Source organism: Candidatus Sodalis pierantonius str. SOPE, assembly GCF_000517405.1.
GTDB lineage: Bacteria > Pseudomonadota > Gammaproteobacteria > Enterobacterales > Enterobacteriaceae > Sodalis_C > Sodalis_C pierantonii.
This window is the reverse complement of sequence record NZ_CP006568.1, coordinates 2,423,938-2,437,453: the sequence shown is the minus strand read 5'-3', so window position 1 is coordinate 2,437,453 and position 13,516 is coordinate 2,423,938. Positions and strand designations below refer to the sequence as shown.

The window sequence follows — 13,516 nt, the reverse complement described above, 5'->3', positions numbered from 1 at the left end:
ATGCAGCGCGCCTGACCCCGTTCGGCGATACGCCGTTCACCGGCGCGAGACGGCGTTGGCCTTTCTCTCTCGCCTTAAGGATACCGTTATGCATCACGCGCGCAGCAGATCCCCGCTGTCCCATAAAAAGGCCTTATTGGCCGGGGCCGTTGGTAATTTTATCGAATGGTATGAATTTGCGGTCTACGGTTTCCTGGCGACGGTGATCGCGGAGAATGTCTTCCGTCTGCAGGGAGAAAGCACCCTCACCGGGCTTATCCTCACCTATGCGTCGTTCGCCGTCGCCTTTTTCTTTCGGCCGCTCGGCGCGGCGCTGTTCGGCCGCCTTGGCGATCGCCTGGGCCGTAAGCCGACGCTGATTTTGGTGCTGGTGCTGATGACTATCGCCACCGCAGTGATTGGACTGGTGCCAACCTATGCCAGTATCGGTATTACCGCCCCAGTCCTCATGACGCTACTGCGCATCCTGCAAGGGCTCTTTGCCGGCGGCGAATACGGCGGCGCGGTGGCGCTGATGACCGAATTCGCCCCGAGGGGTAAACGCGGCCTATACGACGCCTAGCAGTCCCTGACCGTCGCGCTGGGCCTGTTGGCCGGCGCCGGCGTGGTGGCCCTGCTGGCGGCGGTATTGGGGCAAGAGGCGTTGCTGCAATGGGGCTGGCGGATCGCGTTTTTCCTGGCGCTGCCGATGGGGGCCGTGGCGCTGTGGCTACGCCTGAGTCTTAAGGAAACGCCGGCCTTCATTCGGTCGCGCCAGGCGGCGGCCACGCCCGCCCTCGCGCCCGGCGCCGGCGTGATGAGTTACATCATCGCCCTCGGTATCAGCCGGCTGATGGCGTGGTCCGCGGCAGGGTATACCTTTTTGGTGATCATGCCTACCTACCTGCAATCGGCGCTGCACACCCATATGCAAACCGCCTTGCTTATCGCCGTGATTTCCAACACCGGTTTTGCTCTGACCATTATCCCCGCCGGCATGTTGAGCGATAGGATAGGCCGGCGACGCGTGCTCATGACCGCCACCGTGCTGCTGTTGGCGTTATCCTTTCCGCTCCTGCGACTATTGCAAAATCCGGAGGGCGCTCTGCTAATCAAAGGGCTGGCGGTCTTTATCGCCGGCGGCGCGGTAGGCCTGCTGGCGGGTCCAGGCCCGGCGATATTGGCGGAAATGTTTCCCACCCGGGTACGTTATACCGGGCTGGCGCTGGCCTACTCGTTGTCAAATGCGGTCTTTTCCGGCTGCGCGGGTCTGATGATTACCTGGCTGATTAAACAGACCGGCAACCTGGATATCCCGGCCTGGTATGTAGTTATCACCGCCATCATCAGTTTCTTCGCGCTTATGACATTGAACAAGGATGATCATGTGCGCGAGTTGGACGACACCCTGGGCTGATGAGCTGTTGGCAACGCCATGGCGCTGAGGGCGCCACCGTCATCCGCCGTAACCGACACCTCGGCGCCTTTGCAGGCTTGTCGGCGGGATGAAAATCGCCGCATTCGGCACTATGCTAGTTAATCATGCCTGGCGCGCGGAAAATCTCCTGCCGCCTGCGGCACGACACGGCGGATGAGCAGAAATGGGTATCCCTTTTAACTATCAGCAGGATTTCAGCCAGATTGATTTTCGCCAGCACCCCGAGCGTTATCAGGTCGGTCGCGGCGAACAGGGCGTCCTGCTGGTTGAGCCTTATAAAGGGGAGATCTTACCGCACTGGCGGTTCAAAAATCCGCAGGTCGCGGCGCAGTCAGCCGAGACCATTTATCAGCTTTTCGAGCAGTACCGGCGGGCGGACGATTTTGTCGGCATGGATATGGCGCGCAAATTCATCCAAATGGGATACACCCGCGCGCGGCGTTATGCCAATCACCAGGGCGGCAGGAAATATGATGAAGACCGGGCCGTCAAGCCCCACAGTAACGATCCGGTCAAAGCAGCGGCGGCGGCCATCTTCAAACAGTACTGGGACCGCCTGCGCGCCGATGAAGATTACCTGCAGCGAAAAAAAGCCCACCAGCAGCGTTATGGTTAGCCGCGCGTGTGTCGTCGCCAGCTTTATTATTTATTGGGTCATCAACAAAATTATCCGTCTGTCCGGCCATCGGGTGAAGCAGTGGAGCAGCGGCAAGCACAGCATTTTGTACCGGGTGGTGGTAGAGATGCTCGACAACACCAAAAGCCTGCTTATCTTCTTTACCGCGCTGCTGCTGAGTATTCATTTCATCGATTTGCCCGGTAGTTGGAATAACGTTATCTCCCACGGCTGGTTTTTGGTTCTGGCGCTGCAAATCGCCATGTGGCTGGACAGCGCCGTCCACGTCTGGCTAAGCAACATGACCCGCGAGCCTGGCGCGGCGCGTAACCCGGTGACCATGGTCATCCTGGGCTTAATGATGCGGGTGCTGATTTGGGCGGTGATGATGTTGTCCATTCTGGGCAATGTCGGCGTGAACATCACCGCCCTGGTGGCCAGTTTGGGCGTAGGGGGGGCATCGCCATCGCGCTGGCGATCCAAACGGTGCAGAGCGACGTCTTCGCCTCGCTGGCGATAGGCTTCGATAAACCCTTCGTCATCGGTGATTTCGTGGTGTTTAACGATATCGCCGACACCATAGAGCATATCGGTTTGAAAACCACCCGTATCCGCAGTCTGAGCGGTGAGCAAATTGTTTGCGCCAATGCAATCCTGCTGCAGCAAACCATACACAATTACAAGCGGATGCTGACGCACCGGATTGTTTTCACCTTTGGCCTGGCCTATTCCACCCCGCCCGAAAAATTACGCCTGGTGGGCGATAGGGTGAAAAAAATCATCAAGGAAATCCCGGAAACCCGTTTCGACCGTGCCCATTTCTTGTCCTTCGATAATTTCCGCCTGACCTTTGAAGTGGTGCATATCGTCGCCAGCGCGGATTACAATAAGTATATGGACATCCAGCAGGAGATTAATATTCGCCTAATGGAGGAACTGGCAGCGTTGGACATCAAGCTTGCCATCCCGACGCAAAATGTGCTGTTCAATGAAAGCGAGTTCCCCCCGCTGAAAGTGGTGGGCGAGGAAACGGCGCCGGTACAAGTGACGCAAAACGGCACCGGCTGAAGGCCGCTTCACTCACCGATTGCCCGGACCCTGTACACGATTCTGTGTAAATGCCTTTTCTCAGAAGTGACTGTCCAGGCGGTCACCGAACTCGATAATAAAGCGGCTCATTGCCATGCGCCAGTCCCTCAAAGGCATTGTCCATTTCTGTGAGGCCGCCTGTATCGCCAGCCACACCACCTTTTTCACTGCGTCGTCGGTCGGGAACACCTTGCGCTTTTTGATGGCATGCCGGATCACGCTGTTTAACGACTCGATGGCGTTGGTCGTGTAGATCACCTTGCGGATGTCCGTTGGGTAGGCAAAGAACGTGGCCAGATTGGCCCAGTTTGCCTGACAGCTTCGACTTATTTGCGGGTAGCGGATGTCCCAGGCACTGGAGAACGCTTCCAGCGCCTGTAAGCCGGCTTTTTCCGTAGGGGCCTGATAGATAGCTTTCAGGTCGCGGGTGACGGCCTTGTAGTCCTTCCAGGAGACGAACCGCAGGCTGTTGCGCACCATATGCACGATACACAGCTGGAGCCGCGCCTCCGGATACACCGCGTTAATAGCGTCAGGGAAACCTTTCAGCCCGTCTACGCAGGCGATAAGGATATCGTTCAGGCCGCAGTTTTTCAGCTCTGTCAGCACGTTCAGCCAGAACTTTGCGCCTTCATTTTCGGCCAGCCACATACCTAGCAACTCTTTCTGGCCTTCGATGTTGATGCCCAGCGCCAGGAACACAGATTTATTGATGATGCGGCTGTCCTGCCGGACTTTTAGAACGATACAGTCAAGATAAACAATGGGATAGACTGCATCCAGAGGCCGGTTTTGCCATTCGACAACCTGCTCCATGACCGCATCGGTGACCTTTGAGACCAGCGCCGGCGAGACATCGGCGTCATACAGCTCTTTGAACGCGGCGGCGATCTCGCGGGTGGTCATCCCTTTGGCGTACAACGATAAAATCTGGTTATCCATCCCGGTAATCCGGGTCTGGTTCTTCTTCACCAGTTGCGGTTCAAAGGAACCGTCACGATCGCGCGGAGTACGCAGCGCCAGCGGGCCATCGCCAGTGGTAACGGTTTTTGTGGAATAGCCGTTGCGGGCGTTGGTCCCCGGTTTAAGCTGATTTTTATCGTAGCCGAGGTGATGGGTCATTTCGGCATTGAGAGCTGCTTCGACGTTGATTTTTTTCAGCAGCCGATCGAAGTGACTGAGATCTTCAGGGGTTTTGAGATTTTTGGCCAGTTCGTTAGCCAGAGCCTGCAACTGTTTTTCGTCCATAAATTAACCTGTTTTTGATGTTGGATTGAACATATCAAAATCAGGCAAATACACAAATTTCTAAACAGGCTCATTGCCCGGGCGGCGCTGACGCTCTTTGACCCGGCCGCCCGCTCCGCACGTTCTCCACCGGGCGCCGGTAAACGCCGGGCGGGCGGCCGATTGCTTAACGCGCAATGAACGGCTACACTCCGCGCTCACAAAAATAAAACAGGATCGGTAAAGCTATGTCCCCCGCTTGGGAAGCGCTGACGCACATTTATATCATCGGACTTTTCATCGCGGTGCCCGTCACCTTCCTGCTGAGTCACGATCCTTCCCTGCGCATTCGTTTGTTTACCGCGAAAATCATTGGTTTGACCTGACCGATGAGCCTGCCGGTGGTGGTGCTGTTTGCTTTATTCTGACATTACGCTTGCGCGCATCGCTTAACGCCTCATGACACCCTTGCAGGCTGATTCATCGCGGCCGGCGGCGCTTTTGCCGCAACCGGCCGGGAGATCTATCCGCTATCCGCTATCCGCTATCCGCTATCCGCTATCCGCCGTTTACACACGACCGACGCAGCTGCATAACAGTTTTTAATTATTAATTCGTTACCGTGAAGCAAAAGACGCGCCCTCGGCTAGAGTTAGTGTTCCACATGCAAGTTTGTAGTTTGCCCATTTTTTCGGGCCTGCGGGCTCGCTTTTTTTATCGCCGCGGCGCCACGCTTGGCACGCGGGGTCCCTATTCCGGTATACTGTTTTTTTCTGGCCCCGAAAGAGCGTACTCCGTTATCAAAAAGCCCAGCCCCGCACGCAACTTCCGCCGCAAAACCGCGCCAGCGCGAGATCCGCGCCGTGTCATTTTGTTCAATAAACCCTATGACGTGCTTGCGCAATTCAGCGATGACGCCGGCCGCGCTACGCTCAAAGATTATATTCCCATACCGTCGGTTTACGCCGCCGGCAGGTTAGATCGCGACAGTGAAGGGCTGATGATCCTGACCAATGAGGGTAAGCTACAGGCCAGATTGACGCAGCCGGCGCAGAAAACCGCTAAGATCTATTATGTTCAGGTGGAAGGCGAGCCGGACGGGGCCGCTCTGGCCGCCGGCGTGGCGCGCGTTGACGAGCCTGACTGGTTATGGCCGCGAACGCCGCCGATCCGCGTGCGCCTGGCTATTCCTACGTGCTGGCTGCGGGTAACCCTGTACGAGGGGAAAAACCGTCAGGTGCGCCGTATGACCGCCCATATCGGGCATCCCACGCTGCGGCTGATTCGCTATCAAATCGCGGAATGGTGCCTGGCCGGTCTGGCGCCAGGAGAGTGGCGCGATATCGACCCGGCGTAATGCTTTTTGCCCTACCTATGGAGGACAAGCCCCGCTATGTTCAAACCCCATGTTACCGTCGCCTGCGTGGTACAAGCGGAGAGCCAATTTTTGGTGGTAGAGGAAACGATTCACAGTCAACCGCGCTGGAATCAGCCGGCCGGTCATCTCGAGGCGAATGAAACCCTTATCGAGGCGGCGCAGCGTGAATTGTGGGAGGAAGCGGGTATCCACGCCCAACCCCAGGCGTTATTGCGGATACATCAATGGATTGCGCCCGACAACACGCCGTTTCTGCGGTTTTTGTTCGTTATCGATTTGCCACGCTGCGTGACGGCCATCCCGCAAGATGACGATATCGTTCGCTGTCTTTGGCTGCCCGCTGAGACTCTTTTCGCGTCAGACCAGTTGCGCTCCCACCTGGTGGCGGAAAGTCTTCGCTGCTATCAGCGCGGCGAACACCTGCCGCTGACTTTCCTCCAGGCATTCAATTGGCCGTTTTGACGGCGTCAGGTTGCCGGCGGGGAGCAATGGCGTACAGGGTCGATGCTGCTAACGTCTGTGTCCGTCGCCGCGGGTCGTTTTGAGGGTCCTCAAGGCGCGTATGTGACGGCTTTTCGCCCCTTTAGGGCCGCAGAGGGCGACGAAAACGCGCCTTATGGGGGAAGGTGGCGGCACGGGGTCGGATCGTGATAAAATATGCCGCCTGTTTTACTGCGCCGCGCGGCGGTCATCCCGCTCGTGAGAATCCCATGTCAGACAACGGTCAAAAAAAAGTAATCGTCGGTATGTCCGGCGGTGTCGACTCTTCCGTCTCCGCCTGGTTGCTACTGCAACAGGGCTATCGGGTGGAGGGACTGTTCATGAAAAACTGGGAAGAGGACGACAACGAGGAATATTGCACCGCGGCAAGCGATCTGGCCGATGCTCGGGCGGTATGTGACACCCTGGGCATCACGCTGCATACGGTTAATTTCGCCGCCGAATATTGGGATAACGTTTTTGCGCACTTCCTTGCCGAATACCAGGCTGGCCGCACGCCCAATCCGGATATTTTGTGCAATAAGGAAATCAAGTTCAAAGCCTTTTTGGAATTTGCCGCCGAGGATCTCGGCGCCGACTTTATCGCCACCGGCCATTACGTGCGCCGCGCCGACGTGGACGGCAAAAGCCGACTGCTGCGCGGTCTGGACGATAACAAAGACCAGAGCTATTTTCTCTATACGTTAGGCCATGCGCAGCTTGCGCGCTGCCTGTTCCCGATTGGGGAAGTAGCCAAACCGGAAGTGCGGCGCATCGCCACCGAGCTCGGCCTGGCGACCGCGGCCAAAAAAGACTCCACCGGCATCTGTTTCATCGGCGAGCGGAAATTCCGCGATTTCCTCGGCCGCTACCTACCGGCACAGCCGGGTGCGATTATGTCCGTTGACGGCCAGGAGGCGGGCCGCCATCAGGGGTTGATGTACCATACATTAGGCCAGCGCAAAGGGCTGGGCATTGGCGGCACCCGCGACGGCAGCGAGGACCCTTGGTATGTGGTGGACAAGGATCTTGACAATAACCGGTTGATTGTCGCCCAGGGCCACGAACATCCGCGGCTGATGTCTACCGGCCTTGTCGCCGGCCAGCTGCACTGGGTCGATCGGGAACCGCTTACAGACGCGCTGCGCTGTACGGTGAAAACCCGTTACCGTCAGCCGGACATCGCGTGTCTGGTGACGCCGCTGTCGGACGGACGTTTGCAGGTGACTTTCGATCGGCCGGTGGCCGCCGTCACGCCGGGCCAGTCGGCGGTATTTTATCTGGCGGAACGCTGCTTGGGCGGCGGCATCATTGAAGCGCGCCAGCCGTTGCCTCACTGAGACGCTCCCCGCGCCGGTGGTGTCCTGACCGGTAGCATCCCTGGCGGGTGGCGTCGCGCGAAACCCTAATGGGGTGGCGAAACGCCCGCCGCGCGCCTTTACCGCTGTGTTTGACCACGCTTTTATGGCATGATCGCGCAAGCGTAGCGCGCCTGCCGCGCCGTTGAGCGGACGCCCGGCGGGTGGACTTAACCTCAGGGATGGATACAGGAGTCATTTTGGCCAAGAACTATTTTGACATTACGCTGGCGCTGGCGGGTGTTTGCCAAAGCGCGCGCCTTGTGCAGCAGCTCGCCCACCAGAGCCAATGCAACGAGCAGCCCTTACGCGTCTCGCTGCAAAGCCTGCTGGATCTTAATCCGCCGTCGGTGCGTGCGGTCTACGGCGATAACCCGACCTATCTGCGCATGGGGTTGGAGACGCTGCAGGCCGTGCTGAATGCTTCGTCGCGAGAAGGGCTTGGCGCCGAGCTGACCCGCTATACCCTGGGGCTGATGGTGCTTGAACGCAAGCTGAACGGCAACCGCGGCGCTCAAGAGGCGCTGAGCCGCCGCATCGACGGACTTCACCGCCAGCTCGGCCATTTTGATTTGCTGTCGGATACGCTTATCAGCGCCATGGCCAGCATCTATGTGGACATTATCAGCCCGCTCGGGCCGCGCATCCAGGTCACCGGCGCGCCGGCGGTATTGCAAAACACCCAGATCCAGGCCAAGGTGCGCGCCGTACTGCTGGCCGGCATCCGTTCCGCCGTGCTATGGCAACAGGTCGGCGGCGGACGGCTTCAGCTGATGTTCGGCCGCAACCGGTTATTTAAAGAAGCTAAACAGATACTTACCCATTCTTAATCTTTCCAGGAGTCGCAATCGATGGAATTATCCTCTCTGACCGCCGTTTCGCCCGTCGACGGCCGCTACGGCGACAAAGTCAGCCCGCTGCGCGCTATTTTCAGCGAATTTGGTTTGCTGAAATTTCGCGTACAGGTGGAAGTGTGCTGGCTGCAAAAGCTGGCCGCCTGTGACGCGATCAAAGAGGTCCCACCCTTTGACGACCACGCAAACGGTTACCTTGACGCGATTGTCGCCAATTTCAGCGTCGAAGACGCCGAGCGCATCAAAACCATTGAGCGCACCACCAATCATGATGTGAAAGCGGTTGAATATTTTCTGAAAGAGAAAGTTGCCGCGCAACCGGCGCTGCTGGCGGTGAGCGAATTTATCCATTTCGCCTGTACCTCCGAAGATATCAATAATCTCTCCCACGCGCTGATGCTGGCCACCGCCCGCGAGACTATCCTGCTGCCCGCCTGGCGCCAAATCATCGACGGCGTCACCGCGCTTGCCGAACGCTATCGCGATATTCCCCTGCTGTCGCGCACCCACGGCCAGCCGGCGACGCCCTCGACGCTTGGCAAGGAGATGGCGAATGTCGCCTATCGCATGACGCGCCAGTATCTTCAGCTCGAACAGGCAGAGATTCTGGGCAAGATTAACGGCGCGGTCGGCAATTACAACGCCCATATGGTTGCCTATCCCGAGGTGGACTGGCATCGTTTCAGCGAAGAGTTCGTCACCGGGCTCGGTATCGGTTGGAACCCCTTTACCACCCAAATCGAGCCGCATGATTATATCGCCGAAGTGTTCGACTGCATCTCGCGGTTTAATACTATCGTGATTGATTTCGACTGTGACGTCTGGGGCTATATTGCTCTTAATCATTTCAAACAGCGTACCGTCGCTGGCGAAATCGGCTCGTCGACCATGCCGCACAAGGTGAACCCCATCGACTTCGAGAATTCAGAAGGGAATTTGGGACTGGCGAATACGGTGATGAACCACTTGGCGGCGAAATTGCCGGTCTCGCGCTGGCAGCGGGATTTGACCGACTCCACCGTACTGCGCAATTTAGGCGTCGGTATTGGTTATGCGCTTATCGCTTACCAGTCTACGCTTAAAGGAATTAGTAAACTGGAGGTCAATCAGGCCCATTTATTGGCGGAGCTCGACCATAATTGGGAAGTCCTGGCTGAACCCATACAGACGGTGATGCGCCGCTACGGGATTGAAAAACCTTACGAGAAGCTGAAAGAACTCACCCGCGGTAAGCGCGTCGACGCTGAAGGCATGAAAGCCTTTATCGACAGTTTGCCGCTGCCGGATGCGGAAAAAGCGCGACTGAAAACGCTGACGCCGGCTAACTATATCGGCCGCGCGGCGGCGATGGTTGATGAATTAAAATAGGTGATAAAAAGGGAACCTGCGTCCGACCCTGGTTCCCTCTCTGTTTATGCGGAGTTTAGTCACTCTCTGGGATACTCTTATCCGGTAAGATATTCCTTCCCAGCCGGGAGGATAACCGCTTAAGCAAGACGGATTGCGCCACCGGATCCGTTAAGAGTGATTTTATTTAGGAGCTGCGATGCGAGTTCTGGTAATAGAAGATAATTCTCTTCTTCGTCATCATCTGACGGTACAGATGCGTGAAATGGGGCACCAGGTGGATGCCGCAGCGGACGCCAGGGAGGCGGACTACTTTCTAAATGAGCATCCACCCGATATCGCTATTGTTGATCTAGGCCTACCGGATGAGGACGGTCTCAACCTTATTCGCCGCTGGCGCAGCCATCAGGTGAAAATTCCCCTGCTGGTGCTCACCGCCCGCGAAGGCTGGCAGGATAAAGTCACGGTGCTGGAAGCTGGCGCCGACGACTATGTCACTAAACCGTTTCATTTGGAAGAGGTCGTGGCGCGCATGCAGGCGTTGATGCGCCGCAACAGCGGTCTGGCGTCGCAGGTCATCGAGCTGCCGCCCTTCCTCATTGACCTTTCGCGCCGTGAGCTCATGATTAACGAGGTTAATATCAGGCTCACCGCGTTTGAATATACTATAGTTGAGACATTGATACGCAACGCCGGCAAAGTCGTCAGCAAGGATTCGCTGATGCTGCAACTTTATCCCGACGCTGAATTGCGCGAGAGTCACACCATCGACGTGTTAATGGGTCGTCTACGGAAAAAGATGCAGGCCAATTACCCGCATGAAGTGATCACCACAATTCGCGGTCAGGGCTACCGTTTTGATGTTAACTAGGCTCTATGACCCTATTTCCGTTTCGCCACAAAAAACCGTTTTCCCTGCGCGTCAGATTTTTGCTGGCTGCAGCCTGCGTAGTTCTGGCGCTCTCTCTGTGCTACGGCATGGTGGCCGTCATTGGCTACAGCGTCAGCTTTGATAAAACGTCATTCCGCCTGCTGCGGGGCGAAAGTAATCTCTTTTTCAGTCTGGCGCAGTGGAAGGACAACAAACTGTCGATAGCCGTGCCGCCGAATATCGATATCAACTTCGCCGCGCTGGTGCTGATTTATGATGAAAATGGCCATATACTCTGGCGCCAGCGTTATGTGCCGGCGCTGGAGTCTCGCCTGCAGCAGGACTGGCTGACCAAGACCGGCTATTTCGAGCTCGATACCGATATGCGCACCAGCAGCGCGGTGGTGGGTAACAACCCCAGCGCCCAGGTGCGGCTCAAAGAGTTCGACAGCAGCGACGATAATGCCCTGACCCATTCCGTTGCGGTCAACCGCTATCCGGCGACCGGCCGCCTGCCGCCGCTGACCATAGTGGTCGTCGATACCATTCCCCATGAGCTGCAGCGCACCGATCTCGTTTGGGAATGGTTCAGCTATGTTCTGCTGGCCAATCTCCTGCTGGTGGTGCCGCTGCTGTGGCTGGCGGCACACTGGAGCCTGCGCCCTATAAAAGATCTGGTCAGGCAGGTGCGCGAGCTGGAGGTCGGTGAACGGGAACGTCTGGATGAGAACCCGCCGCGCGAACTGGATATCCTGGTGCGCAATTTAAATATTTTGCTGAATAACGAACGCCAGCGCTACCAGAAGTACCGCTCCACCCTGTCTGATTTGACCCACAGTCTGAAAACGCCGCTGGCGGTGCTGCAAACCACGCTGCGTTCCCTGCGCACCGATCGCGACACCAATATTGAAATGGCGGAACCGATTATGCTGGAGCAAATCAGCCGCATTTCCCAGCAAATCGGCTATTACCTGCACCGCGCCACCGTCCACTCGGATCATAATGTCCTGAGCCGCGAGCTGCATTCCGTGCCGCCGCTGCTCGATAGCCTGTGCTCGGCCCTCAACAAAGTTTATCAACGCAAAGGGGTTTCCCTGTCGCTGGATATTTCGCCGGAGTTGACGTTTATTGGCGAGAAAAACGACTTTATGGAGGTGATGGGTAATATTCTGGACAACGCCTGCAAATATTGCCTGGAATTTGTCGAGGTTAGCGCCCGCGAAAGGGAAAGCGCGCTACATATTATTATCGAAGATGACGGCCCGGGCATCCCGGAGTCCAAGCGCACCCTTATCTTCCAGCGCGGTCAGCGCGCCGATACGCTGCGTCCCGGCCAAGGTCTGGGGCTCTCGGTGGCGGCGGAAATTCTTGAGCAGTACGACGGCGATATTGTGATTGGCGAAAGCGCCCTCGGCGGGGCGCTGGTGGAGGTCATCTTCAAGCAGCAGGGTACGCAGCCCGAAGACGATTAAGGCCGGTTATGGGCGCCCCATCCCGTTTGGCGCAGCGCGGGTAAAAATCTCCGGCCTGCGCCGCTGCTATCCGTTATAATTCCTCTAATTTCTCCCGCGCTGGAATCAGGCTATGGATTATCAACTTGAGTTGGACTGGAACGACTTTCTACAACGCTACTGGCAGAAACGCCCGGTAATCATTAAACGCGCATTTCGCGACTTCGTCGATCCGCTGTCGCCTGACGAACTGGCCGGCCTGGCCATGGAAGCCGAAGTGGACAGCCGTCTGGTCAGCCATGACGATGGCGTTTGGTAGGTGAGCCATGGTCCCTTTGCCAGCTACGATCAGTTGGGGGACCACAACTGGTCGCTGCTGGTACAGGCGGTCGATCACTGGCACGAACCCTCGGCGGCGCTCATGCAGCCCTTCCGTCGCTTGCCTGACTGGCGCATAGACGATCTAATGATTTCGTTTTCGGTTCCCGGCGGCGGCGTCGGCCCTCATCTCGATCAATATGATGTGTTTATTATTCAAGGCCAGGGCCGCCGGCACTGGCGCGTCGGCGATAAAATCCCGCTGAAACAGCACTGTCCCCATCCCGATTTGCTACAGGTCGAGCCCTTTGAGGCGATTATCGACGAACAAATGGAGCCCGGCGATATGCTATATATTCCGCCCGGCTTCCCCCATGAAGGCTATGCGCTGGAGAACGCGCTGAATTATTCCGTTGGCTTCCGGGCGCAGAGCAGCCGCGAGCTGGTAAGCGGTTTTGCCGATTATGTGCTGGCCCAGGAACTGGGCGGCCAACGCTACAGCGATCCGGCGATCCCGTCGCTCGACGATCCCGCCCATATCCTGCCGGCGGAAGTCGATGCGCTGCGCGCCATGATGATGGCGCTGATGCAGCAGCCCGATCAATTCAATCAATGGTTTGGCGAATTTATTTCCCAATCGCGCCATGAGCTGGATTTGGCGCCGCTCGAGCCGCCCTATCAGGCCGGAGAAATCTATGATTTGCTCAATCAGGGCGAAAGCCTGTTTCGCGTCGGCGGGCTGCGGGTGCTGCGGGTCGGCGATGACAGCTACGTCAACGGCGAAAAGATTGTGACGCCACACCGTGCCGCCGCCGCGCTTGCCGCACGTTACGACATCAGTCGGGAACAGTTAGGCGACGCGCTGGAGGATCCTTCGTTCTTGGCGCTGCTGGCGGGCCTGATTAATAGCGGCTATTGGTATTTTAAAAACTGATCTCCCCGGCGGCTGAGACGCCCCTTCAGGCCCCCGCTACCCGGCGGGGGGTGTTTTTGCCTGGGGCATGTCGCGTTTCCGATGCGGTGGGCGGCCCCGAGAGCGATGCGCGAGCAGCCATCGCCGCCTCGCCCTGGGTGAGATTGCCACCACACACCATCACTAGGCGAGTAAAT

At 57.4% G+C, this 13,516-nt stretch carries 10 protein-coding genes and 3 pseudogenes; 12 read left to right on the top strand and 1 reads right to left on the bottom strand.

Annotated elements, in window-relative coordinates:
- The first annotated feature begins 88 nt into the window (after positions 1-88).
- From SOPEG_RS12425 to SOPEG_RS12415, 3 genes and pseudogenes are all read left to right on the top strand, one after another.
- Positions 89-1,396, top strand: a pseudogene (locus tag SOPEG_RS12425) (MFS transporter).
- Positions 1,397-1,580: 184 nt separating this feature from the next.
- Positions 1,581-2,033: a DUF4385 domain-containing protein gene (locus tag SOPEG_RS12420; RefSeq protein ID WP_025245583.1), complete on the top strand. Its 453-nt coding sequence runs from the start codon at positions 1,581-1,583 to the stop codon at positions 2,031-2,033.
- Positions 2,026-3,101, top strand: a pseudogene (locus SOPEG_RS12415) (mechanosensitive ion channel family protein). Before SOPEG_RS12420 ends, SOPEG_RS12415 begins: the two are co-directional and overlap by 8 nt.
- Before the next feature lie 60 nt (positions 3,102-3,161).
- Here the strand turns inward: SOPEG_RS12415 and SOPEG_RS12410 are convergent.
- Complete coding sequence (locus SOPEG_RS12410) at positions 3,162-4,370, bottom strand: IS256 family transposase (RefSeq protein ID WP_025245582.1); 1,209 nt, start codon at positions 4,368-4,370, stop codon at positions 3,162-3,164.
- Positions 4,371-4,597: 227 nt separating this feature from the next.
- Here SOPEG_RS12410 and SOPEG_RS24785 point away from each other — a divergent pair, with 227 nt between their 5' ends.
- The 9 genes and pseudogenes from SOPEG_RS24785 to SOPEG_RS12370 all read left to right on the top strand — a co-directional run bounded on the left by SOPEG_RS24785 (position 4,598) and on the right by SOPEG_RS12370 (position 13,340).
- On the top strand, positions 4,598-4,735 hold the full coding sequence (locus tag SOPEG_RS24785) for a GhoT/OrtT family toxin (RefSeq protein WP_071882196.1): 138 nt from the start codon (positions 4,598-4,600) through the stop codon (positions 4,733-4,735).
- Between the two features lie 413 nt (positions 4,736-5,148).
- Complete coding sequence (locus SOPEG_RS12405) at positions 5,149-5,706, top strand: pseudouridine synthase (RefSeq protein WP_038470111.1); 558 nt, start codon at positions 5,149-5,151, stop codon at positions 5,704-5,706.
- A gap of 36 nt (positions 5,707-5,742) precedes the next feature.
- Positions 5,743-6,189: an NUDIX domain-containing protein gene (locus SOPEG_RS12400; protein WP_025245580.1), complete on the top strand. Its 447-nt coding sequence runs from the start codon at positions 5,743-5,745 to the stop codon at positions 6,187-6,189.
- A 248-nt stretch (positions 6,190-6,437) separates the two neighbouring features.
- Positions 6,438-7,547, top strand: a complete 1,110-nt coding sequence (mnmA, locus tag SOPEG_RS12395) for a tRNA 2-thiouridine(34) synthase MnmA (protein ID WP_025245579.1) — start codon at positions 6,438-6,440, stop codon at positions 7,545-7,547.
- A gap of 218 nt (positions 7,548-7,765) precedes the next feature.
- Positions 7,766-8,395, top strand: a complete 630-nt coding sequence (gene hflD / locus SOPEG_RS12390; protein WP_025245578.1) for a high frequency lysogenization protein HflD — start codon at positions 7,766-7,768, stop codon at positions 8,393-8,395.
- A 21-nt stretch (positions 8,396-8,416) separates the two neighbouring features.
- The gene (purB, locus tag SOPEG_RS12385) at positions 8,417-9,787 is read left to right on the top strand and encodes an adenylosuccinate lyase (protein WP_025245577.1); all 1,371 of its coding nucleotides are present in this window, start codon (positions 8,417-8,419) and stop codon (positions 9,785-9,787) included.
- A gap of 178 nt (positions 9,788-9,965) precedes the next feature.
- Positions 9,966-10,637, top strand: coding sequence for a two-component system response regulator PhoP (gene phoP / locus SOPEG_RS12380; RefSeq protein ID WP_025245576.1), 672 nt, complete (start codon positions 9,966-9,968; stop codon positions 10,635-10,637).
- Positions 10,638-10,642: 5 nt separating this feature from the next.
- Positions 10,643-12,109 (top strand): two-component system sensor histidine kinase PhoQ, encoded by a 1,467-nt coding sequence (gene phoQ, locus SOPEG_RS12375; protein ID WP_025245575.1) that lies wholly within the window; start codon positions 10,643-10,645, stop codon positions 12,107-12,109.
- A 112-nt stretch (positions 12,110-12,221) separates the two neighbouring features.
- Positions 12,222-13,340, top strand: a pseudogene (locus SOPEG_RS12370) (ribosomal protein uL16 3-hydroxylase).
- Positions 13,341-13,516 lie beyond the last annotated feature (176 nt).

Excerpts from the sequence above, each read along its gene's own strand:
- SOPEG_RS12420 (WP_025245583.1), top strand. The coding sequence starts at position 1,581 with ATGGGTATCCCTTTTAACTATCAGCAGGATTTCAGCCAGATTGATTTT.
- SOPEG_RS12410 (WP_025245582.1), bottom strand. The coding sequence starts at position 4,370 with ATGGACGAAAAACAGTTGCAGGCTCTGGCTAACGAACTGGCCAAAAAT.
- SOPEG_RS24785 (WP_071882196.1), top strand. The coding sequence starts at position 4,598 with ATGTCCCCCGCTTGGGAAGCGCTGACGCACATTTATATCATCGGACTT.
- SOPEG_RS12400 (WP_025245580.1), top strand. The coding sequence starts at position 5,743 with ATGTTCAAACCCCATGTTACCGTCGCCTGCGTGGTACAAGCGGAGAGC.
- mnmA (WP_025245579.1), top strand. The coding sequence starts at position 6,438 with ATGTCAGACAACGGTCAAAAAAAAGTAATCGTCGGTATGTCCGGCGGT.
- purB (WP_025245577.1), top strand. The coding sequence starts at position 8,417 with ATGGAATTATCCTCTCTGACCGCCGTTTCGCCCGTCGACGGCCGCTAC.
- phoP (WP_025245576.1), top strand. The coding sequence starts at position 9,966 with ATGCGAGTTCTGGTAATAGAAGATAATTCTCTTCTTCGTCATCATCTG.
- phoQ (WP_025245575.1), top strand. The coding sequence starts at position 10,643 with ATGACCCTATTTCCGTTTCGCCACAAAAAACCGTTTTCCCTGCGCGTC.